General features: G+C 62.8%; 21 protein-coding genes. 14 read left to right on the forward strand and 7 right to left on the reverse strand.

Annotation, left to right across the window (positions count from 1 at the left end; genetic code table 11):
- Positions 1-97 precede the first annotated feature (97 nt).
- The 5 genes from RIN49_RS19645 to RIN49_RS19665 all read left to right on the forward strand — a co-directional run bounded on the left by RIN49_RS19645 (position 98) and on the right by RIN49_RS19665 (position 4,864).
- Positions 98-832: an RNA polymerase sigma factor gene (locus RIN49_RS19645; protein WP_309121844.1), complete on the forward strand. Its 735-nt coding sequence runs from the start codon at positions 98-100 to the stop codon at positions 830-832.
- An 83-nt stretch (positions 833-915) separates the two neighbouring features.
- Positions 916-1,311 (forward strand): VOC family protein, encoded by a 396-nt coding sequence (locus RIN49_RS19650; RefSeq protein ID WP_309121845.1) that lies wholly within the window; start codon positions 916-918, stop codon positions 1,309-1,311.
- Positions 1,304-2,101 carry a VOC family protein gene (locus RIN49_RS19655; RefSeq protein ID WP_309121846.1) on the forward strand — a complete coding sequence of 266 codons (798 nt, stop codon included), beginning with the start codon at positions 1,304-1,306 and terminating at the stop codon, positions 2,099-2,101. The genes RIN49_RS19650 and RIN49_RS19655 overlap by 8 nt, the downstream gene beginning before the upstream one ends.
- Positions 2,085-3,389 carry a GyrI-like domain-containing protein gene (locus RIN49_RS19660; protein ID WP_309121847.1) on the forward strand — a complete coding sequence of 435 codons (1,305 nt, stop codon included), beginning with the start codon at positions 2,085-2,087 and terminating at the stop codon, positions 3,387-3,389. Before RIN49_RS19655 ends, RIN49_RS19660 begins: the two co-directional genes overlap by 17 nt.
- The gene (locus RIN49_RS19665) at positions 3,386-4,864 is read left to right on the forward strand and encodes a GyrI-like domain-containing protein (protein WP_309121848.1); all 1,479 of its coding nucleotides are present in this window, start codon (positions 3,386-3,388) and stop codon (positions 4,862-4,864) included. The genes RIN49_RS19660 and RIN49_RS19665 overlap by 4 nt, the downstream gene beginning before the upstream one ends.
- Before the next feature lie 13 nt (positions 4,865-4,877).
- Here the strand turns inward: RIN49_RS19665 and RIN49_RS19670 are convergent, their stop codons facing one another.
- Positions 4,878-5,594 (reverse strand): spermidine synthase, encoded by a 717-nt coding sequence (locus RIN49_RS19670; RefSeq protein WP_309121849.1) that lies wholly within the window; start codon positions 5,592-5,594, stop codon positions 4,878-4,880.
- Between the two features lie 33 nt (positions 5,595-5,627).
- Positions 5,628-5,936, reverse strand: coding sequence for a spore coat protein (locus RIN49_RS19675; protein ID WP_309121850.1), 309 nt, complete (start codon positions 5,934-5,936; stop codon positions 5,628-5,630).
- Between the two features lie 55 nt (positions 5,937-5,991).
- Here RIN49_RS19675 and RIN49_RS19680 point away from each other — a divergent pair, with 55 nt between their 5' ends.
- The 3 genes from RIN49_RS19680 to RIN49_RS19690 are packed head-to-tail and all read left to right on the forward strand — an operon-like array spanning position 5,992 to position 6,921.
- Positions 5,992-6,321, forward strand: coding sequence for an ArsR/SmtB family transcription factor (locus RIN49_RS19680; protein ID WP_309121903.1), 330 nt, complete (start codon positions 5,992-5,994; stop codon positions 6,319-6,321).
- Between the two features lie 31 nt (positions 6,322-6,352).
- A complete protein-coding gene (locus tag RIN49_RS19685) occupies positions 6,353-6,493 on the forward strand; it encodes a hypothetical protein (protein WP_309121851.1) in 141 nt (46 codons plus the stop codon).
- 41 nt (positions 6,494-6,534) lie between these two features.
- Positions 6,535-6,921: a VOC family protein gene (locus RIN49_RS19690; protein ID WP_309121852.1), complete on the forward strand. Its 387-nt coding sequence runs from the start codon at positions 6,535-6,537 to the stop codon at positions 6,919-6,921.
- Between the two features lie 50 nt (positions 6,922-6,971).
- Here RIN49_RS19690 and RIN49_RS19695 read toward each other — a convergent pair whose 3' ends face one another.
- Positions 6,972-8,168: an MFS transporter gene (locus tag RIN49_RS19695; RefSeq protein WP_309121853.1), complete on the reverse strand. Its 1,197-nt coding sequence runs from the start codon at positions 8,166-8,168 to the stop codon at positions 6,972-6,974.
- Between the two features lie 264 nt (positions 8,169-8,432).
- A complete protein-coding gene (locus tag RIN49_RS19700) occupies positions 8,433-8,963 on the reverse strand; it encodes a C40 family peptidase (protein WP_309121854.1) in 531 nt (176 codons plus the stop codon).
- Positions 8,964-9,264: 301 nt separating this feature from the next.
- On the opposite strand from RIN49_RS19700, the gene RIN49_RS19705 reads away from it, so the two are divergent.
- Together RIN49_RS19705 and RIN49_RS19710 are read left to right on the forward strand one after the other, a co-directional pair.
- Positions 9,265-9,618, forward strand: a complete 354-nt coding sequence (locus tag RIN49_RS19705) for a phasin family protein (RefSeq protein ID WP_309121855.1) — start codon at positions 9,265-9,267, stop codon at positions 9,616-9,618.
- A 42-nt stretch (positions 9,619-9,660) separates the two neighbouring features.
- Positions 9,661-11,340 (forward strand): ABC1 kinase family protein, encoded by a 1,680-nt coding sequence (locus RIN49_RS19710; protein WP_309121856.1) that lies wholly within the window; start codon positions 9,661-9,663, stop codon positions 11,338-11,340.
- Here the strand turns inward: RIN49_RS19710 and RIN49_RS19715 are convergent.
- The gene (locus RIN49_RS19715) at positions 11,337-12,173 is read right to left on the reverse strand and encodes a helix-turn-helix domain-containing protein (RefSeq protein WP_309121857.1); all 837 of its coding nucleotides are present in this window, start codon (positions 12,171-12,173) and stop codon (positions 11,337-11,339) included. The genes RIN49_RS19710 and RIN49_RS19715 overlap by 4 nt on opposite strands.
- A 193-nt stretch (positions 12,174-12,366) precedes the next feature.
- Here RIN49_RS19715 and RIN49_RS19720 point away from each other — a divergent pair, with 193 nt between their 5' ends.
- Positions 12,367-13,434 carry a Gfo/Idh/MocA family protein gene (locus RIN49_RS19720; RefSeq protein WP_309121858.1) on the forward strand — a complete coding sequence of 356 codons (1,068 nt, stop codon included), beginning with the start codon at positions 12,367-12,369 and terminating at the stop codon, positions 13,432-13,434.
- Between the two features lie 70 nt (positions 13,435-13,504).
- Here the strand turns inward: RIN49_RS19720 and RIN49_RS19725 are convergent, their stop codons facing one another.
- On the reverse strand, positions 13,505-14,989 hold the full coding sequence (locus tag RIN49_RS19725) for a glutamate synthase subunit beta (protein WP_309121859.1): 1,485 nt from the start codon (positions 14,987-14,989) through the stop codon (positions 13,505-13,507).
- A 24-nt stretch (positions 14,990-15,013) separates the two neighbouring features.
- Complete coding sequence (gene gltB, locus RIN49_RS19730; protein ID WP_309121860.1) at positions 15,014-19,654, reverse strand: glutamate synthase large subunit; 4,641 nt, start codon at positions 19,652-19,654, stop codon at positions 15,014-15,016.
- A gap of 311 nt (positions 19,655-19,965) precedes the next feature.
- Between gltB and RIN49_RS19735 the strand changes: the two genes are divergently transcribed.
- The 3 genes from RIN49_RS19735 (at position 19,966) to RIN49_RS19745 (ending at position 22,510) form a co-directional block, all read left to right on the forward strand.
- The gene (locus RIN49_RS19735; RefSeq protein WP_309121861.1) at positions 19,966-20,586 is read left to right on the forward strand and encodes a polysaccharide deacetylase family protein; all 621 of its coding nucleotides are present in this window, start codon (positions 19,966-19,968) and stop codon (positions 20,584-20,586) included.
- Between the two features lie 117 nt (positions 20,587-20,703).
- Positions 20,704-20,931, forward strand: coding sequence for a hypothetical protein (locus RIN49_RS19740; RefSeq protein ID WP_309121862.1), 228 nt, complete (start codon positions 20,704-20,706; stop codon positions 20,929-20,931).
- A 112-nt stretch (positions 20,932-21,043) separates the two neighbouring features.
- Entirely contained in the window at positions 21,044-22,510 is a 1,467-nt protein-coding gene (locus RIN49_RS19745) for a PAS domain S-box protein (protein WP_309121904.1), read from the forward strand.
- Positions 22,511-22,606 lie beyond the last annotated feature (96 nt).

The following is a 22,606-nucleotide window of genomic DNA, read 5'->3' on the forward strand; positions in this document are numbered from 1 at the left end:
ATATTTTTCGCGACCGGCAGGAATCGCAGGAAGGAAAGGCGAATATACATTCGCATTAAACGAAAATATTTCCAAATCGCAGAGGGTGTTCCGTCATATGACGACTTCGATCCCCGATTCGCCCGGGGAGCATGACGCGCTCGCGTTGTTAGCCCGAATCGGTCCCGAGCTGCGCGCATACTGCCGTTCGTTATGCGGCGACGATTGGGAGGCCGACGATCTGGCGCAGGAAGCGACCTTGAAGACGATCGACCGGTGGAGAGCGCAGCCGGCTCGGCCGTTGACCAAGGCCTACGTCTATCGCGCGGCCCGCAACGTATGGATCGATCGCTGCCGCAGCCGGGCCCGCCGGCCGGCCGTGCCATTGGAGGCGCTTGGACGGGAGCCCGCCGCGGCGGAAGCGCCGGACCCGGCGGCGACGCGGGAGCTGTTGGAGCGGCTGATGCGGCTGCTGCCTCCGAAGCCGTTCGTCGCGCTGCTGCTGTGCGACGTCTTCGGATGGACCGCCGGCGAGGCGGGCGCGCGCATCGACATGGCCGAAGGCGCCGTCCAAGTGACGTTGTCCCGGGCGCGACGGCGGCTTCGGGAGCTCGCGGACCTCGGAGGGAGCGAACGGCCGCCGCAGGAAGCCGGCGTCGCCGGCGCCCCCGCGGGCCTGCTCGAGGCGGCGGCCGAAGCGTTCCGCCGGCACGATCCGCATCTGATTTACGACGCTTACCTCCGCATTCGCGAGAGCGGCTCCCGGATGACGGACGTTCGCGTGCGGGAAGGCCGGCTGTACTTTACGATTCGAGACCGAGACGGCATCTCGGTCATGGTCGGCTGCGACTGAATCGGGAGGCATGAAACTTTTTCTATTCGAGATTGTATGGTTTCGGGGTTCGGCGTCGTTATATGAATCGGAGGTGGATTTCGATGCTTCAATCGTTGGAACACGTTCAAATTCCGGTGCGTCGCATGGATCGGGCGATTCCCTGGTACGTCGAGCGGTTAGGGTTCCGGCTGCAAGGACGCGACGGCGATCGGATCGCGTTCTTGACGCTGCCCGAAGGGCCGATGCTCATGCTGTGGGAGACGGAGGACGAGACGGCGGCCAAGTTCGCGGTGAACGGCACGGACTTCCCGGTGCTGTTATACCGCACCGATCGCATTCACGAGCTGCGCGATCGGCTCGAGGCGTGCGGCGCGCCGATTCAAGCGTACCGGGACGAAGGCATGTTCTGGGTGCTGAAGTGGTACGATCCCGAAGGCAACTTATGGGGCGCGTTGCAGATGAATCCGAGTCGGGAGGAGGCGTCTTACGATGTTTGATCGGATCGATCGCGTCATCCTGCCCGCGCGCGATGCGTCGAAGGCGGCCGAACGGTACGAACGGGAATTCGAGTTTCGCGTCGCGAGAAGGGGAAGCCGGGAGATCGACCTGCAGGTGCATCGGGGCGAGACGCTGCTGACGCTGACGGAGCCCGAACCCGGCGAGCCGTTCCGCCCTCTGCCTTCGCTGCACTCGGAGGGCCACGTCCCATGCTTTAACTTCTACACCCATTGGGAAGACTTGCATCGGGACTGGCTCGGCGGCCGGGGTCTGCCGACGACGGAGGTCATGCGTACGCCGCACATGAACGTATGCGAGATGGCCGACGGAGACGGGAACGTGGTCGGCATCTGCCACGAGAAGGCGTCCTCCCTGTATTTTACGCCTCCGGAAGGCGCGCCGGCTCCGATGTTCCATCGGGTGCTGGCGGTGTTCCTGCCGGTGCGGGACTTGGAGGCGTCCGTTCGCTGGTATACCGAAGCGCTCGGCTTCTCGCTGTACCACCATTGGGGGGACGGGGCCGATCTGAAGGTCGGCGACGGCGAGACGATCGTCACGATGATCCGCATGGACGAGCCGACGTTCCGGCGCGCGCGGGAGGGCGTGCGCGACCGGCCGTACTTCTCGCTGCGGACGGCGAACATTCACGAGACGTACCGCGCGCTGGCCGCCATCGGCGCGACCGCGGATCGCTGCGCGGAGCAAGACGGCGTATCCCGCTTTCACGCGAGATCGCCGGAGGGAATCAGGATCCGAATATCGGAGAAGGAGCGTGTTCGCATTGGGTAACGCCGTCGGGGTATTGGAAGCGAAGATCGTATGGAAGGACGCATTCACGGTCGTAGGGGAGAAAATTCGGTTCGACCCCTCGCGGGGAATGCCGCCTTCCGGGAATGACATCGCGAAGCTGTGGCCGCGGTTCAACGAGCGGGTGCCGGAAATCGGGCATGTCGTCGGCGGCGCGTACGGGCTGTGCGTCTTCGACGCCGACGGCGTGCCGGGCGCGCCGTTCGATTACATCGCGGGGGTCGGCGTATCCCGGGCGGATCGGGTGCCGGAAGGAATGACGGCGCACGCGGTGCCGGGAGGGCTGTACTGCGTCGTCACCCGGCAGGGCGTCATCGACGAGCTCGGCGCGACGTTCGACTATTTCTGGAAGGAATGGCTGCCGAACTCCGGTTACGTCTACGGCGGCGGCGTGGAATACGAATATTACGACGAGCGATATCGGGGGAACGACGATCCGGCCTCGGTCATGGACATCTGGTTTCCGATCCGGCCCGCGAAGGAGCTCCCTTTGGAAAATCGCGTCGCCAGCGTTTTCATTCACGTGACCGATTTGCGCCGAGCCGCGGACTGGTACAGCCGTCTGCTCGGACTTCCCGTCCTCGAAGAACGGCTGAACGGCGGTCCGGTGTATTGGTTCGATCTCGGCGATACGGGGCTCGTCCTCGACAGCGACGCGTACCATCGGCAAGACCCGAGCTGGCGGGAGTCGATGATGCCCCGCATCATGTTCCCGGCGAAGGACATCGACGAGGCGTACAAGTACGTGAAGGAGCGGGGGACGCCGTTCTTCGAGCCGGAACGGCACGGGACGATGGCGTACTTCAACTTCGCCGATCCGGAGGGCAACGCGCAGATGGTTTGCTGGACCGCGGGAGAGGAAGCCCCTTCGGCGTCGGCGGCGAGCGGCCCGATCCGGCCGCGCATCGGCGGCGCGTTCGTCGACGTGAAGGACATGCGGGCGACGGCCCGCTGGTATGCCGAGCTGTTGGGGGTTCCGTTCGACGAAGGGCAAGCGGAGCGGACGATCTACTCGATACCCGTCACGCGGGGCGCGGCCTTGCTGTTGGACGGAAACCGCCATGCGAACGGAGAGTCGTTCACGGAAATTTGCTATTTCGAGACGGACGACTTCGAAGCGGCGCTGGCCTACGCGCGGGAGCAAGGCTTCGAGTCGGCGGGCGCCCCCGTCCACTTCCCGGACCTCAGCGAGTTCGCGCTGATCGATCCGGACGGCAATCGCATCGTCGTCGCGCACATGAAGGGGAAGGGAACGGGGGAGCGCGAATGAACGTCGACATCGTAACGAGACCGGAGCTGAAGGCGGCCGCGATCCGAGTGCCGCGCGACGGAACCGAGGTGCGGCGAGCGTGGAAGAAGCTCGAGGCGCTGCTCACCGACCATCCCGCCGCGACGGATCGAGCGAACGGGTACGTGTTTATTCCGGAGTGGCAGTGGGCGACGGAGGTCACGACGCTCTGGGTAGGGGTGGCGGTCGCTTCGTTCGACGGGCTGCCGAGCGGCTTGGAGACGTTGACGATTCCGGAGAAGACGTTCGCGAGAGTTCGCGTACAGGGCGACGCGGCGATGATGCAAGCGACGTACGCCGCCCTGGGGGAGTGGTTCCGAACGGGACCGTACGAGCGGGACGTCGAGGAAGGCTCGCTCGGCTACGAACGGAATCGGCTCGAACCGGTCAATCCGTTCCATATTCCGGCGAACGTCATCGACACGTTCGATTACGACATCTACGCGCCGATCAAGGGGCTCAAGAAGGAGGGGCATCCCGCCTTCCCCGGCGTGATCGGCGCGGAGGTGCGCAAAGGACCGGACCGACGCATCGTCGGACTGGAGATGTCCGTCGTCGATCGGAAGGCGATGCGGCCGGAGGTCGAAATTCCTCGCTTCTGGCAGCGCGTCATGCCGCGGCTAGGCGAAATTCGGGATCGCAAGCGACCCTACGCAACGATCGGGCTGTACGTATACGAGCCGCCGTTCGGGCCCGGGCAAGATTTCCGATATTTCGCGGGCGCGGAGATCGAGCCCGATTCCGAAGCGCCGCTGCCGGAAGGCATGACGGAGCGGACGATCCCGGCCGGCGAGTTCCTCGCCGTGACGTATCGCGGGAAGGCGGACGGCTTCGGGCGGGTGTGGGATTTCTTCCACGGTCACTGGTTCCCTCGGCAGACGGCTTACGACGCGATCGACGACTTCGAGTATGAACGGCACGACGAGAGGTTTCTGGGGACGGATCGGGAGGAGTCGGTGTTCGAGCTTCATTTCCCGTTGCGTCCGAGGGTGCGGGATTCGCGGCTGACGGAGAAGATCGTGGTCGACGAGAAGGGCGGGCACACGCTGCAAGATTTGCGCGGCGAGAGCGTGCGGATGGTCAGCTTCCGGGGAGCGTCCCTGCACGGCATCGACATGCGGGAGGCGAGCCTGCGGCACGTCAACTTCGTGGGGTCCGAATGGGAGCATATTTATTTCGCCGACGTGCGCATCAACATGATTCAGATGGGCGGCGCCGTCTTCGAAAACATTCGCCGTCCGGACGCGACGGCGAGCCGTCTCGACGAAGAGCCGGGCACCGACGGCTGGGTGAACGTCGAGCCGGTGACGTTCCGCGACAGCGATCTGAGCGAAGCGCGCTTCGAAAACTGCGATCTGCGGGACGTCTCCCTGGACGGCTGCCGAATCGAAGGGATGCGCATCGACGGCATCCCGGTCGACGCGCTGCTGGCGGCTTATCGGTCGAAGCAAAGCTAATTGCGTCGGCGCACTAGAGACGTTCAACCTCGACGAAGCCGGCCATCCGCCGCGCCTGATACCGAATCGGGGACGAGCCGCCGACGAGAATCGCGTTGCGCGCATCCGCCGCGTTCGCGGACGGCAGGACGAACGCTTTCGCGTAGGCGAATTCGGCGCGCAGCGCCGCGAATACGGACGACGCGCGGCGGTCCCGTTCCCCGCGCACGGTCACGTTGAACAGCGCCGCGCCGCGATCGTCGAGCTTCTCCCGCGCCAGCCGGAAGAAGTCCGCGTCGACGAGCCGATCCGGCACGCCGTCTTCGGTGAAGGCGTCCACGACGACGAAGTCGAGCGACTGCGGCGCCTCGCCTTCTAGGAGGAGCCGCCCGTCGCCGATGGCCGGCCGTACGCCGCGATAGCCGAAGTGCGACGCGCTCAGCCCGGCCACGTCCGCATCTAGCTCCGCGATGCGAAGACGCTTCCCCTGCAGACGACCGGGCATCGTCCCGACGCCGTGACCGATCAGGAAGACGTCCTCGAATGCAGGATCCGTACACTCCATTACGTGCAGCATCGCCCGGGGATACTCCAGCACGATTCGATCGGGATCGGACAGATCGATCGCCCCTTGCACGGCCGTCTCCGAGAACGCCATCACTCGAAACCTTCCCCGCTCGCCGTACAATTCCGTCGTCTCGTAGACGGTAAGAGCCTGGTGAGGGGATGCCCTGTTCCATATCACATGCACGACTCGAATGCCTCCAACGCAGCTTATAGGGACTCATCGCCCAAGAGGGCGGACCGAACAGAACATATATACCATTACGGATCGGGAGTGACAAGCCTTACAGTTTCGGCGAGCGGCGGAGCCGGGCGCGGGTAACGGAGGCACGACGAAGGGGCGGAAACCGTGCATCGGTTTCCGCCCTTTCGTTATGCTCGACAACCCGAACGGGCGGTAATATCCCTTCTTTATCATGTACGCCGTGATCGATTCGTGCGTCAGCGTCGCTTCGTCGAGCTGCTTCTTCAGAATGCCTCGCACCTCGGGGAGCGTCGTCTCCGATATCGCAACCGCGCAGGTTTTCAAAGTCTCTTCTGATTATTCCTTGACAGGAATATTCCCGGTGGGTTATATTAAAGCCATGAACACATGGAGCGCTCTTGCCGAGCCGAATCGATTGCACATTGTCGAACTGTTGGGTAGCGGTCCCCTCTCCGTGGGGGAGATCGCGGATCGACTGGGGCTGCGGCAGCCGCAAGTATCGAAGCATCTCCGGGTTCTCGCCGATGCCGGCATCGTCGAGATGCGAGCGGTCGCCAACCGGAGGATGTACAGCCTGCGGCTCGAACCGTTCCAGGCGCTGGACGCGTGGCTGAAGACGTTCCGTCACGTAACGAACCGGCGGCTCGATCATTTGGAGAGGTACTTGCGCGTGCTGCAAGGCATGGATGCGACGCGCGAAGACGAATGACGATTCCAAGCGGAGGGAAGGAAGAACGGGAATGGCAGCGGTAACCCCTTATTTACAATGCGAGGACGCACAGGCGCAAGCGTCGTTCTACATCGAGGCGCTGGGCGGCGAAGTCGTGGACAAATTCGGCGTCCACCGGATGATTTCGAGCGAAGCGCAAGGCGGAACGTAAGGATATATTCCATATTTCGAACCTAAAGGGAGAGAATCTTTATGATTAACAAGGTCGGCCAAATTATGTTGTATGTAAACAACCAGGATCAGTCGCGGGACTTCTTTACGGAAAAATTGGGGTTTCAGGTGATCGACGAGGTCGTCATCGAGGAAATCGGCATGCGGTCGATCGAGGTCGCTCCCGCGAACGGCGCAGGATCGAGCATCGTTCTCCATAACAAGGAATTCGTCGCGAAGTTTTCCCCGGGGCTGAACCTGGGTACGCCTTCCTTACTGTTCTTCTCGGACGACTTGGACCGTCTATATGCCGACTTGAAGAACAAGAACGTCAAAGTCGGCGACCTCGTCGAGATGCCGACCGGCGGAAGAGTGTTTAACTTCGCGGACGACGAGGAAAACTACTTCGCCGTCATGGAGAAAAAATAAGGAACGTAAACAGAGGCGGGCAGGGAGCGAATCCCAGCCCGCCTCTTCCGTTATTCCGCGGCGAAACGTCCGCTTTCTTGAATGCGCCTGGAAGCCGGCAAGAAGTACAGCAGGAACGCGGCGCAGAGGACGGCGATGAAGCCGTACCCGCCGAAGACGTCCCAACGGGCGGAGCACCAGCCGAAGCCGAGGCCGACGACCATCGCGACGCCGTTCCCGGCCAGCGACTGGAACGAGTCGATCGTCGCCCGCATCGTTCCGTCGATCCGATGATGCAGATAGCCAGTCGCGAGCGGGTCGACGACGCCGGAGGCGAAGCAGACGGCTAGCAGCGCCGCCGCTCCGGCGAGCCCGGGACCGGCCGCGACGAAGCCGAGACCGAGGGCGAATACGGCGACGATGGCGGCGAGCAGCCCGCGGGTAGGGACGCGGCGCCGCAGCGAGTCGGCGAGCAGGCTGCCCGGCAGTTGAAGCGCCAACAGCGCCGCCGAGAACGGGCCGAACCACGCGAGCGGCACCCCGAACCGGTCGAGGTACAGCTGCCAGAACTCGTCGACGTAGTCGAACGAAGCCCCGACGACCATCGCGGCGACAAGCACGAGCCGCACGTCGCCGCGGCTGCGGAAGAAGCGCCATGCTTCCGCGACGTATCGGCGAATCGGGATCGCTTCGCCCTTCTCCTCGGCCGAGACGGGCGGTTCGGCGAGCGACAGCGCGAAGCCGAGACCGGCGACGGCGCCGATCAAGGACAACCAATAATTGAGCTCGAGATCGAATCGGCCGGCGAGCCATCCGCCGCTCAGCGCGGCGAGAATGGCCGCGCCGAAGTCGATTCCGTTCAGCCGGCCGAGCTTCTGCTCGAACTGCCGTTCCCGGCCGTGGCGGCGTAACGAATCGTATAGCAGCGCGTTCTCCGAGCCGCTGCTCGCGGCGGAGGCGATGCCGGCCAAGACGACCACCGCCGCGAAGTGCCAGAACGTCTGCGCATACAGCAAAATCAAAAATTCCGCGCATCCCAGCGCGGCTGCGAGCACTACAAGCTTCTTCCGTCCGAATCGGTCCGCCAGAATCCCGGTGGGCACCTCCAACAGAACGATCGTGACGGCGTACAAGATTTCGGTGTAGACCACATGCTCGATCGTCATGCCGCGTTGTTCCCAGAACAGCCGCTCGATGACGTAAGCGGGGATCAGGCTCTGAAAGAAGCGCGCCCCGTACAGCTTCCATACGTTGTTCATTGCGTTCATGCGGTTGCGTATGCTCCCTTCGTAACCATCGGATCGCTGTAAGCTAACGAATGGGTACGACGGCGGCGGACGCGGCCTGCAGTGAACGACGGCGGATTAACAAGGAGGTCTGGCGAGCGTCATGTCGGGTTCGACTCCCTTCCGGCAAGGAGATTCATTATGTATTTCCATCGTAAGGTACCGCGCCGCTAAGATCAAATCCTTAATGCGCGCGCTTCCAAAAAGGCCTCGACTCCGCGTGCAGAGTCGAGGCGAACGAGTCTTCTATCGGACCGCGCTTCCGCCGAAGAGGAACCGGCGCTCCCAATGCGTACCGTCGATCTTGCTGACCGTTACGCCCTCGTCGTCCGAGTACGTGTGCAAAATTTTGCCGTCGCCCATGTAGATGCCGACGTGCGTGATCCGCTTGTCGTCGCTGTCGAGATCGCGGTAATCGTCCGCGTCCGAGCCGCGGTATGACATGAAGAACATTAAGTCGCCCTTCTTGAGATTCTGCCAGCGCTTCGTCGTCTCTCCGACGTTCTTCACGAATTCCGCTTGTCCTCTAGAGTCGCTAGGAAGGGTAATCCGCGCCCCTTCGCGGAACGCCTGCCGCGTGAAGTCCGAGCAATCGAACGTCCGCGTATTGCTGCGGTTCGAGCCGAATTCGTAAGGGGTTCCAAGATAATCGAGGCCGTTGTTAATCACGGATTTCGCGACGGCCGGGGATGCATCCGCCTCGCTCGGCAACGAGGGAAGAGCACCTAGAACGATAGATGCGGCCGCAAGGATAGTAAGCGCTTTCTTCATTTTCATGGGTACTTCCTCCTAGGTAGCTGTAGTGTGCCTGCGAGGGCTGGAGCGTTGCTAACAAATCATTGATCTATAGGATCGAGAATCGCGATTCGCAATTTTATAGCAGCATCCCCGCAATACTTCCGATCTATCAAATTCGTATGGAAGTTTTGGCTACATTTCTACAGTAACAAAAAGGTTGCAGTCTCGGAAGAGAGAGTTGGAGGAAACGCAGGAAGCATTCGCCAACGGAAGTGGAAGACATGAATTCGGGGAAAGGGGGGCAGTCTAAGAAAAAATACGGACGAAAGGACGGTTCCGCATGATGAACGATCTGTTAAAGAGAGCGATTTCCCTCGGCGTCGGCATTACGGTGACGAGCAAGGAACGAATCGAAAAGTACGTGGACGACCTCGTCCGAACGGGCGACGTCGGTCCTTCGGAATCGAAGGAGCTCGTCGCGCGGCTCGTCCAGCGAGGCGAGGAGCAGCAAGCAGAGCTGAAGCGGGTCGTGAAGGAGCAACTGCACGGCATGCTTGCGGAGCTGCGGGTGGCGACGAAGGAAGACGTGGAGCGGCTGGAGCGCCGATTGTCCGCGATGGAAGCGATGCTTCCGCCGGAGGCGACGTCCGGAGCGACGGGGACGTCCGCGCCGCCGGCACCGCCTGCGCCATAGGGCGAACGGGGTAGACAAGCGTCGGAACGAGAGGGTGGCGGCATGTTGATCGGCAGGCAAATTCGCCATATGAACCGGTACCGGGAAATCGCGGCGGCGCTCATTCGCCACGGCTTCGGCTTCATCGTGGAAGGGACGGAGCTGTTCCACGCGCTGTCGCTGCCGGCCCGGCTGTTTCGCGGGGTCCGGGAGGTCGAGCGCAAATCGGTCGGCGAGCGGCTTCGGTACGTCATTCAAGAGCTGGGGCCGACGTTCGTGAAGCTCGGGCAGATCGCGAGCACGCGGTCCGACATGCTGCCGGGGGACATCGTGGCAGAGCTGTCGAAGCTGCAGGATCAAGTCGAGCCGTTCCCGTACGCGGTCGTCGAAGAGATCGTCGCCGCGGAGCTGGGCGGCCGAATCGCGGACCTCTTCGCCTCGTTCGATCCGCAGCCGATCGCCGCGGCGTCGATCGGCCAAGTGCATCTCGGCACGCTTCGTACGGGGGAACGGGTCGCCGTCAAAATCCAGCGCCCCGGCATCGCCCCGGCGATCCGCACCGATCTGGAAATCTTGCGCAATCTCGCAACGATCGCGGAAGCTCGGTTCGAATGGGCGAGACGGTACCAGCTGCAAGGCATGATAGCCGAGCTCAGCCGTGCGCTGCTGCAAGAGCTCGATTATCAGATCGAGGGCCGGAATACGGACCAAGTCGCGAGGCAGTTCAAGGGAGATCCGAAGGTGCGCGTGCCGGTCATTCACTGGAAGCAGACGTCCAAGCGCGTCCTCGTTATGGAGTATTTGGAGGGCGTCAAGGTAAGCGAACGGGAACGGCTCGTACGGGAAGGGGTGGACCGGAAGGCGCTGGCGGAGCGGATCTTACACGCGCTATTTCGACAGATGTTCGTCGAAGGCTTCTTCCACGCGGACCCGCATCCGGGCAACCTGCTCGCCATGCCGGACGGCGCGGTGGCGTTCATCGACTTCGGCATGGTCGGGCGGATGACGGAGAGCATGAAGGAGAGCTTCTCGGATCTCATTATCGCGCTCATGCGACAGAGCACCGAAGGCATTCTCAAGGCGGTGCTCCGCATGGGGCTGGTTTCGGACGACGTCCCGATGGACGAGCTGCGCCGGGACGTCGAGGATTTGCGGACCAAGTATTACGGCGTCCCGTTCAGCGAGATGAGCCTCGGCGAAGCGGTGAACGATCTGCTCGACACGGCCCGCCGGCACAACATCCGGATTCCGACGGATTTCCTGCTGCTCGGCAAGGCGCTGCTTACGGTGGAGGGCGTCGTCGTCGCGCTCGATCCCGACATCAGCATCGTCAGCCTAGCCGAGCCGTTCGGGCTGCGGCTCCTGCGGGAGCGCTTCCGCCCGAAGCGGGTCGCCGCCGCCGTTTGGCGGGACGCGTCCGAATACGGGGACCTGCTCGCGAAGCTGCCGAAGCAGGCGAACGAACTGATGAACGTGGTGAAGAACGGGCAGGCGCGGCTCGAAATCAGCGTGCCGGAGCTGGACGTCTTCCTGCGCAAGCTCGACCGCATCAGCAATCGGCTCTCCTTCAGCGTCGTCATGCTGGCGATCAGCATCGTGATGGCCGGCCTGATCGTCGGGTCGTCGCTCAGCAGTCAGCCGGGGCTGCTCCTCAATGTGCCCGCGATCATTATCGGCTTCGGCATCGCGATGGCGATGCTGGCGTGGCTGCTGTTCGCCATATTTAAGTCGGGGCGGTTTTAGAGCCGATCGGGTCCCGTTCGCGCGAGCGATAGCGCCCGGTACGCGCTAGGCGGGACATGGAAGCGGGAGCGGAACGCTCGGCAGAAATACGGGTAGCTGCGGAAGCCCGACGCTTCCGCGATCGCCTCGAGCGGCAGGTCGCTCAGCAGGATGCGTTCGGAGGCGGCGGCGAGCCGTACCTCCAGCGCGTACTTCATGATCGACTGGCCGAACGTGCGCTTGAACAGATGAGACGCGGTCGAGACGCTCACGCCGTGGCGCTTCGCGATCGAAGCGAGCGTCAGCGGCTCTGTGGCATGCCGTTCGAGGTACCGCTTGATCTGGTACGGCACGTAAGCGGCATCGCCCGAAGCGCCGATCCGCCGGTTCCGGACGGCGCGCTCCAGCGTGAGGCACAGCGCCTTCAACAGCGCTTCCGTCAGCTCCTCGTTATCGTCTCGCAAATTGCGCTTCTCGTAGACGAGCCGCCGCCAGAGCGACAAGATTTCTTCGTTCGCTTCGATGCGCGCCTTGGCGGGGAAGTCGGTTCGCGCCAGCCAGGCGTCGATCCACGGTCCGTCGCATACCAAATAGAAATCCGCGCTGTCGATGCGCTTCTCCCCGGTCTCGTCCGGCCCCGCGTCGATCTCGAGCCGGTACGAATCTCCCGGCTTCGAGACGATCAGGTCCCCCGGCTCGATGGTATGCTTCGTGCCGCACAACACGGCCGAACACGTCCCCGTCACCTGCAGCCGAAGCAGGAGATGGGGTTGGTTTTGGATTCCCTGGCTGTAGAACGGCTTCGCATGCCGCGAGTACCCGAGCGCGATCGTGCGCGCGCCGACGACGTCCATGGCGGCGGCCCCCTCTTTTCATGAGCTTTCCTTCATCATAACAATTGCAAGATCGGTCAACAATCGGCGAATCGGACATTCTCTTCGCCAAGCGCTCTTATTTATACTTGGGTCTAGCGGGATCCGGAAGAATGCGAGGCGCAGCCTGGGCGTTCTTCGCGATAATAAGTCAAACGAAAGAGGGATCGATCACATGAGCGGCAAGTTGCGGTTGGGCGTCGTAGGCGCGGGAGGCATCTTTAAAGCGGTACATCGGAACGCATGGATGGAGCATCCGGAAGTCGAAGTCGTCGCGGTATGCGACATCAACCTGGAACGGGCGCAGCAGGTCGCGACAACTATGGGCGTCGAGGCGGTCTACGCGGATTATCGGGAGCTGCTGAAGCGGGACGATATCGATATGATCGATATTTGCACGCCGAATTTGTTCCACTCCGAGATCGCGATCGCCGCGCTGCAGGCCGGGAAGCATGTGTTCTGCGAGAAGCCGGACGCGGTCAATCCCGAGGAAGCGCAGAAGATGGCGGACGCGGCCGCGGCGAGCGGCAAGCTGCTCATGGTCATGCGGAACAACCGGTTCAACCCGTCGTCGCAGTTCCTGAAGCGGTTCATCGACGAGGGGCTGATGGGCGAAATTTACACGGGACGCTGCGGATGGGTGCGGCGCCGGGGCATTCCGGGCAAGGGCGGTTGGTTCACGACGAAGGAGCTGTCGGGCGGCGGTCCGCTGATCGACCTCGGCGTGCACTTCATCGACGTCGCGATGTGGCTGATGAACAACCCGAAGCCGGTGGCGGTCACCGGGGCGACGTACACGAAGTTCGCGAACGACGACATTTCCGATTCCGCGCACAGCTCGTTCGGCGAGAAGAAGGACGACGGCACGTTCGACGTCGAGGATCTCGCGATCGGCTTCATTCGGTTCGAGAACGGCGCATCGCTGCAGATCGAATTCAGCTGGGCGTCGAACGTCGGGGAAGAGATGAACTTCGTCGAGCTGCGCGGCACGAAATCGGGCGCGAGCCTGAAGAACGGCGAGCTGAAGATTTTCTCGGAAGCAGCCGGCCAGCTGACGGACACGGTGCCGGTCATCAAGGGCGCCGAGCGCGTGCAGCCGCATGCGGAGCATATCAAGCATTTCGTCGATTGCTTGATGGGGCGCGCGGAGCCGATCATTCGTCCGGAGCATGGGGTCGACATGATCAAGATTTTGTCCGCGATTTACGAGTCGGCCGAGATGGGACGCGAAGTACGGTTGTAGTATGGAAAAAGCTGCTCCGGACGCCGATGGCGCGGAGCAGCTTTTTTTTCGGTTTGCGCCTATCGCTTGCTTACGGCAGCTGCGTGGAGCCCATCAGCCAGCGGTCGCATTCGCGCGCGGCCTCGCGGCCTTCGTTGATCGCCCAGACGACGAGGCTCTGGCCGCGGCGCATGTCGCCGGCGGCGAACACGCCTTCGACATTCGTCGCGTAGGCGCCATACGCCGCCTTGGCGTTCGAACGCTCGTCGCGCTCGACGCCGAGCTGCTCGAGCACGGTCGACTCCGGGCCGAGGAAGCCCATCGCGAGCAGCACGAGATCGGCCGGGTACACCTTGTCGCTGCCCGGCACCTCGACGGGAACGAAGCGGCCGGCGTCGTCCTTTTTCCACTCGATCTGCACGGTATGAAGCTCTTTCACCCGGCCGTCTTCGTCGCCGACGAACTTCTTGGTGTTGATCAGGTACCGGCGCGGGTCGTCGCCGAACGCGGCGGCGGCTTCCTCCTGCCCGTAGTCCATCTTGTACACCTTCGGCCATTCCGGCCAAGGATTGTTCGCGGCGCGCTTCTCGGGCGGCTTCGGCATGATCTCGAACTGCGTGACGCTCTTCGCGCCGTGGCGCATCGACGTGCCGACGCAGTCGGTGCCGGTGTCGCCGCCGCCGATGACGATGACGTGCTTGCCTTCGGCGGACAGGTAGGCGCCGTCGGCGTGCTCCGAATCGAGCAAGCTCTTCGTATTTTTGTGCAAGAACTCCATCGCGAGGTGGACGCCCTTCAGTTCGCGCCCCTCGATGCCGAGATCGCGCGCCTTCGTCGCGCCGCCGCACAGGACGATCGCGTCGTACTCGTCGCGCAGCCGCGACGCCGGCACGTCCTTGCCGATCTCGCAGCCCGTCACGAACGTAATCCCTTCCGCTTTCATCAGATCGATCCGGCGCTGAACGTATTTCTTATCCAGCTTCATGTTCGGGATGCCGTACATGAGCAGGCCGCCGGGGCGGTCGGCCCGCTCGTAGACGGTCACGGTATGACCGGCCTTGTTCAGCTGCGCGGCGCAGGCGAGGCCGGACGGGCCGGAGCCGACGACGGCGACTTTCTTGCCGGTGCGCGTCTCCGGGGGCTGCGGGGTAATCCACCCTTCGGCGAAGCCGCGTTCGACGATCGCCTTCTCGATCGACTTGATGGCGACCGGCGCATCGTTCAATCCGACCGTGCACGAGCCTTCGCAGGGAGCGGGACATACGCGGCCCGTGAATTCCGGGAAGTTGTTCGTCCGGTGGAGCCGGTCCAGCGCCTCGCGCCATTGGCCCCGGTAGACGAGATCGTTCCATTCCGGGATCAGGTTATTGACCGGACAGCCCGCGGCCATGCCGGCGATCAGCTTGCCGGTATGGCAGAACGGGATGCCGCAATCCATGCAGCGGGCCCCTTGATCGCGGAGCTTCTCCTCCCCGATCGGCGCGGCGAACTCGCGAAAGTGAGAGATGCGAAGGAGCGGCGCTTCCTCCGCCGCCGTCTCGCGGCGGTATTCCATAAATCCTGTCGGTTTGCCCATAAGTCTCGTTCCTCCTCCCCTGGATTAGTTGCCGCCGACGCGGGAGACGTCGCGCATATTTTCTTCGAACGCCGCAAGGATCGCTTGGTCGTTCGCGAGACCCGCTTTCTTGCCGCGTTCGATCGCCTCGAACATCCGCTTGTAGTCCTTCGGAATGATCTTCACGAAGTCGAGCACGGCTTCCTCCCAGCGATCTAGGATGCGCCGACCGACGTCGCTGTCGGTGAATTTCACGTGGTTGCGGATCATCGTCTTCACTTCGTTCACTTCATAGTGCTCCTCGATTTTCTCGAACAGCACCATCTCCGCGTTGACGCGGCTCCGGAGCGCGCCTTGAGGGTCGTACACGTACGCGATGCCGCCCGACATGCCCGCGGCGAAGTTGCGGCCCGTGGGGCCGAGCACGACGACGCGTCCGCCGGTCATATACTCGCAGCCGTGATCGCCGACGCCTTCGACGACGGCGTGGACGCCGCTGTTGCGCACGGCGAACCGTTCGCCGGCGATGCCGCGGATGTACGCTTCGCCGCTCGTCGCGCCGTAGAACGCAACGTTGCCGATGATGATGTTCTCCTCGGGAACGAACGCCGCCTGTTCCGGAGGGAACACGACGATCTTGCCGCCGGAGAGCCCCTTGCCGACATAGTCGTTCGCGTCGCCCTCGAGCGACAGCGTGATGCCCTTCGGTACGAAGGCGCCGAAGCTCTGGCCCGCGGACCCGTCGAAATGGATGCGGATCGTGTCGTGCGGCAGCCCCTCGGCGCCGTACCGCCGCGTCACTTCGCTGCCGAGAATCGTGCCGACGACGCGGTTCGTATTGCGGATCGGCAGCACCGCGTGGACGTTCTCCTTGCGTTCGAGCGCGGGCTCGCAAATGTCGAGCAGCTTGACGACGTCGATGGAGCGAGTTAGACCGTGATCCTGCTTAATGGAGCAGTAGCGCCCCACGGAATCCGGCATGTCGGGCCGGTGGAGCAGGGGACTGAGGTCGACGCCCTTCGCCTTCCAATGCGCGATCGCCTGCTTCGTCTCGAGGGCGTCCGTGCGGCCGACCATCTCTTCGATCGTCCGGAAGCCGAGCGACGCCATCCATTCGCGCGTATCCTCCGCGATGAACTTCATCAAGTTGACGACATGCTCCGGGTCGCCGGCGAATTTGGCGCGAAGCTCCGGATTTTGCGTCGCGACGCCGACCGGGCACGTGTCGAGATGGCACACGCGCATCATGACGCAGCCGAGCGCGATGAGCGGCGTCGTGGCGAAGCCGAACTCTTCGGCGCCGAGCAGGGCGGCGACGACGACGTCGCGGCCGGTCATCAGCTTGCCGTCCGTCTCGACCGTGATGCGGCTGCGAAGGTCGTTCAGCACGAGCGTCTGGTGCGTCTCCGCGAGGCCGAGCTCCCAAGGCAAGCCGGCGTGCCGGATACTCGTCTGCGGCGAGGCGCCCGTGCCGCCTTCGTAGCCGCTGATCAGCACGACGTCGGCTTTGCCCTTGGCGACGCCGGCGGCGATCGTGCCGACGCCGACCTCGGAGACGAGCTTCACGCTGATGCGCGCTCGCGGGTTGGCGTTCTTCAGGTCGTGAATGAGCTCGGCGAGATCCTCGATCGAATAGATGTCATGGTGCGGCGGCGGGGAGATGAGGCCGACGCCCGGCGTCACGCCGCGCACCTCGGCGACCCACGGGTACACCTTGCTGCCCGGCAGCTGCCCGCCCTCGCCCGGCTTCGCGCCCTGCGCCATCTTGATCTGAATTTCGTCGGCGTTCACCAGGTAATTGCTCGTGACGCCGAAGCGGCCCGAGGCGACCTGCTTGATCGCGCTGCGGCGAAGATCGCCGTTCGGATCGGGCATAAAGCGGTTCGGGTGCTCGCCGCCTTCGCCCGTGTTGCTCTTGCCCCCGATGCGGTTCATGGCGATCGCGAGCGTTTCGTGAGCCTCCTGGCTAATGGAGCCGTACGACATGGCGCCCGTCTTGAACCGCTTGAAAATCGCCTCCGCCGGCTCGACCTCCTCGATCGGCACCGGCTGCCGACCGCTCTTGAATTGCAGCAGGCCGCGAAGGTGGAACTGCATTTCGCTGTCGCGCGCGATGAATTTCGCGAATTGTTTATACGTCTGGTAGTTGCCGGTGCGAACGGCGGACTGGAGCGCGTGGATCGTCTCCGGGCTGTACAGATGTTCTTCGCCATCCTTGCGCCACTGCAGGTCGCCGCCGGGGTCGAGGGTGGCGTCGCCTCCGTGCCGTTTGGAAAACGCCCGCTCATGCCGCAGCAGCGTCTCCTTCGCGACTTCTTCGATGCCGATGCCCTCGATGCGAGACGTCGTCCAGGTGAAATACTTCTCAACGAACGCCGCGTTCAGGCCGATGCATTCGAAAATTTGCGCGCCGCGATAGCTTTGTATCGTCGAGATGCCCATCTTGGCGAGCACCTTCACGACGCCCTTGGTGGCGGCTTTCACGTAGTTGTATGCGGCTTTGGTCCGGTCGACGCCCCTCAGCTGCCCTTCCTCGATCATCGCTAGAAGCGTCTCGAACGCGAGGTACGGATTGATCGCCTCCGCGCCGAAGCCGAGCAGCACCGCGAAATGGTGCACCTCCCGCGGTTCCCCCGATTCGAGCACGAGACTCACGCTCGTGCGCGTCCCTCGGCGGATGAGGTGATGATGCGTCCCCGCCACGGCGAGCAGCGCGGGGATCGGCGCAAGGTCCGCGCTTACGCCGCGATCGGACAGCAGAATGAGATTCGCGCCCGCGGCGATCTCGCGGTCGACGGCCGCGAACAGCGTCTCCATCGCCCGCTCGAGCCCTTCGGCGCCGCTTGCGGCGGGAAACAGGATCGGCACGGTGGACGAGCGGAATCCTTCGCGCCGGATATAGCGCAGCTTCGCCAGTTCGGCGTTCGTCAGGAACGGCGTCTTCAGGCGAATGTGCCGGCAGCTCTCCGGCTCCGGCGCGATCAGATTGCGCTCCGGTCCGAGCGTCGTGCCCTGCGCCGTTATGATCTCCTCGAAGTTCGCGTCGATCGGCGGATTCGTCACCTGCGCGAACAGCTGCTTGAAATAGTGGTAGAGCAGCTGCGGCCGCTCCGAGAGGACGGCGAGCGGGGCGTCGTAGCCCATGGAGCCGATCGGGTCGATGCCGTGCGTCGCCATCGGCTCCAAAAACTTGCGCAGCGTCTCGAAGCTGTAACCGAACGCCTGCTGGCGCCGGCGCAGTTCGGCGACCGCCGCGCCCGGCAGCTCGAGCGTCGCGATGCCCGCCGCGGATTCCCGCGCCGCCTCCGAAGGCGTCTCCGGCAAATCTTCCAGGCTGATCAAGTGCTGATCGAGCCAAGCTCGGTACGGCTTCTCGTTCACGATGCGCGCCTTGATCTCCTCGTCCGAGACGATGCGGCCTTCCGTCGTGTCCACGAGCAGCATGCGACCCGGCTGAAGCCGAGCCTTGCGCGCGATCTTCTCGGGCGGCAGCGGCAGGACGCCGACCTCCGACGCGAGCACGATCAAGTCGTCCGTGGTGACGTAGTAGCGGGAAGGGCGGAGTCCGTTGCGGTCGAGCACGGCGCCGATCATCCGTCCGTCGGTGAACGCGATCGCGGCCGGGCCGTCCCACGGTTCCATCAAGCAGCTATGATATTCATAGAACGCCTTCTTTTCCGGACTCATCGATTCATGCTTCGACCAAGGCTCCGGAATCATCATCATCGCCGCATGCGGCAGCGATCGTCCGGAGAGCATGAGAAACTCGAGCACATTATCGAAAATTTGCGAATCGGAGCCGTCCGTATCGACGATGGGGAGAATCTTGCGGATATCGTCGCCGAACCATTCGGACGCGAGCAGCGATTCGCGCGCGCGCATCCAATTGATGTTGCCTCGAAGCGTGTTGATTTCGCCGTTATGGATTAAGTAGCGGTACGGGTGGGCGCGTTCCCAGCTCGGGAACGTATTCGTGCTGAATCGCGAGTGGACGAGCGCCAGCGCGCTCTCGCAGGAAGGATCTTGCAGTTCAAGGTAATAGGCGTCTACCTGTTCAGGCGTCAGCATGCCCTTGTACACGATGGTGCGGCTCGAAAAGCTCGAGAAGTAGCGGGGGTCTTGCGCTGCGACCGTCTCCAACGCCCGTTCGGCGCGCTTGCGGATCACGAACAGCTTCCGTTCGAACGCGAGGTCGTCGCCGCCGGGTCCGGAGCCGGAGCTTGCGACGAACAGCTGCCGGACGACGGGCTCCGCCGCCTTCGCGCGATCGCCGAGCGTTCCGTTATCGACGGGCACGGTGCGCCAGCCGAGGACGATCTGACCTTCTTCGCGAACGATGTCTTCGACGAGCCGCTCGCATGCCGCGCGCGTCGCGGCGTCCTTCGGCAGGAACGTCATGCCGACGCCGTACGCGCCGGGGGAGGGGAGCTCGAATCCGAGGCCGAGACATGCTTTCATGAAATAACGGTGCGGGATTTGGAGCAAGATGCCGGCTCCGTCCCCGGTGTTCGTTTCGCTGCCTTGGCCGCCTCGATGGTCGAGGTTGCAGAGCACGCTTAGCGCCTGCCGGACGATCTCGTGGGAGGGAGCGCCTTTGATGTTCGCCACGAAACCGATACCGCATGCGTCATGCTCGTTGCGAGGGTCGTAGAGGCCCTGTTTTGGGGGTAGCCCGTGATCCTTCATCGCTGCCAACCTTTCTTTACTGGTTTCGGTGGGTGGATGCGAGTCTCGGCATGTTGTCTATGTACATTTATATTGGGGTTACGGTAAAATATGGCTCCACGGACAGACATCCCACCTGTATGTCTTCCGTAGGGAGAACACAATCTAAGGTGAAGCGCTTACAATGTCAGGAAATGTAACGTTTAAATATAGTCACGATTCTATCATTCGTTCGAGGAACGCACAATACTGAATGTTGGGAAAACTCCGAGTTTTCTGACATAAACGAACAATGGCTGTAACCAATTACAACAAGCAAGGGGCTGGGACGAATGATGATTCACCAGGTGGAGACGCGATGCAAGCAAATTGCATTTACGTTCGACGACGGGCCGGATCCCGTATACACGCCGCAGGTCGCGGCGCTGTTCCGGGAGTACGGCGGTTCGGCCACGTTTTTCGTCGTCGGAAGGGCGCTCGAGCAGTATCCCGAAGTGGCGAAGGCGCTCCACGCCGAGGGGCACGAGCTTGGCAACCATACGTACTCGCACCCGTCTCTTTCTCGGGTCGGCGAGGCCGAACGGCGGGAAGAGCTGGAGCGGACGGATGCGCTGATCGAGGCGATCGCCGGGGCGAAGCCCGCTTCGTTCCGGGCGCCGTACCTTGACGCCAACGAGGAGGTCGAAGCGCTGGTACGGGCGAGAGGGTATGTGTCGGCCGGGGGAACGAACTTGAACTCAAGGGATTGGGACCCGCCGGGCGTGGAATTTATCGTCGATACGATCCGTCCGGTTCTTCGGCCGGGCAGCGTCATCTTGCTCCACGACGGCGGCGGCGACCGTTCCCAGACCGTCGAGGCGGTACGCCGCTTGTTGCCCGAAGTCGTCGCGCTGGGACTTGAGCCGGTGACGTTCGGCGAGCTCGTGCGCGGCGCGGCGGAGTTGAGAGAGTGAACGATGGGAGACTTTTCCGGCTTGTACCCCCGCAAATCGACAGCGCGCGACGAACGACTATCGTAACGAGCGAAGCGGGCCTTCGCTGCATTTTCGGAACGAGAGGCGGCATGTCGGATGTTGAATGTGGAAAATTGCAAAGGCTGCGGCAAGCTGATCTTGAGGAAGCCGGGACACCCGTTTTGTCCGGCGTGCGCGGCTTCGCGCGCGGAGGAGGTGCGGCGGATTAAACATTATGTCTTGCGGCACCCGTCCGCGACGATTCTGGACATTCATCGGAACGCGGGCATTCCGCTGAAGGCGATTCACGAATTGATCCGCGAAGACCGGGTTCAGCTGCAGTAACCTACGGATAACTTAGAAAATAGGGGCGCCGCGAAGAGGCGTCCCTATTTGCCGTGTGGTATAATTTCCTAACCACACAATGAATGACTTGTCGGAGGGAACGTCCTTGAACGTGAGCTATGAGGTACTATTCGAGCGGCATCCGGATGCTGTGATCGTTATGGACGCGGAAGGATATATCGCGTATGCCAACCCGACGGCGCGCGAGCTGCTTGGCGAGGAGCATCGGAGGGTCCAGAGGCCGCAGTACCGGCATGCGCTGCGCTCCGGGGAGTTCGAAATGTTCCATTATTATTTCCAACAAGCGGTCGAACGAGGAGAAGCGCGAGCGTTCGAAATGGGCGTCGTTCCCGGCCGCGGCGGCGGCTCCCAGGCGATGCGCGTCCGAATGGCGCCGCACGTGGACGAAGGGCGAACGATCGGCGTTTCGGTCTATATGACGCCGGCGGAGACGCGGGACGATGAGCCCCGGAAGGGATCCGCTCTCGACGTCATCGGCGCCTCGTTCATCGAAAGCCACAGCGATCCGATCTTGGTATTGGATCAGAACGCGACGATCGCGTTGGCGAACGGCTCGTTTTCCAAATTGCTGGGCTGGCGGAAGGATCAACTCGAGGGGTTCCATATTTTGCAGTGTCCCTCGATTCCGCCGTATCTCGTGACGCAAATGAACGACTTCGTTACGCGCGTATTCGCCGGAGGCGGCGACGAAGGGGCGACGATGGAGACGATTCGCGTGACCGATCAAGGCAAGGAATATCAGATGCTGCTGACGCTGACGCCGGTTCGCGACCGGATCGGACGCGTCCGCTATTGGGCGGTTCATCTCCGAGATATTACGAAGCGGAAGTTCCTAGAGGAACAGCTCAAGCGGATCGAGCTCGAACAGGCCGTCGAGCAAGAGCTCCGAGAGCTGGAACATCTGAAGACGGTCAGCCAGCTGGCGGCCAGCATCTCGCACGAGGTTCGCAACCCGCTGACCGTCACCCGCGGGTTCTTGCAAATGTTGAAAGATACGGCGCTGGGCGAAGAGAAGCGTCGGCAATACTTCGACTTGAGTCTAGAGGAGCTCGACCGGGCGGAGCGTATCATTACGGACTACTTGACGTTCGCGAAGCCGGCGCTCGAGCATGCCGAGCCGCTGGAGTTGAACGGGGAACTGCAGCGCATCGTGCAGGTGATCCTGCCGTTCGCCAGCATGGAAAACATCGTGGTAGAGGTCCTTCCGTCCGCGGAGGCGCTGTTCGTGCGAGGCGAGGGCAATCGACTGCATCAAGCGCTGATTAACGTCATGAAAAACGGGATCGAAGCGACGCCGGCCGGCGGAAAGCTTACGATTCGGCTGCAGCGGGTCGACGGCCGCCCCGTATTGACCATCGAGGACTCGGGCAAGGGGATGGACGAAGAACAACTTAAGCAATTGGGGACGCCCTATTATACGACCAAGGCCAAAGGAACGGGACTCGGCACGATGGTCGCATTCAGCATCTTGAGAGCGATGGAAGCGGACATCAAGGTGGACAGCGTGCCGGGGCGCGGCACCCGATTTATTCTGTCGTTCCCGGCGATGCCTGACTAGGTTCGTCGGCGACGCGTCGGTTTCGTCAGGCATTCGTCAGGTAATGGAAGGAAATCCGGGTTTCGGAGCATCCTATTCCCACTAGATGAGGGGGAG

It is taken from the genome of Paenibacillus sp. (assembly GCF_031177825.1).
Lineage (GTDB): Bacteria > Bacillota > Bacilli > Paenibacillales > YIM-B00363 > Paenibacillus_AE.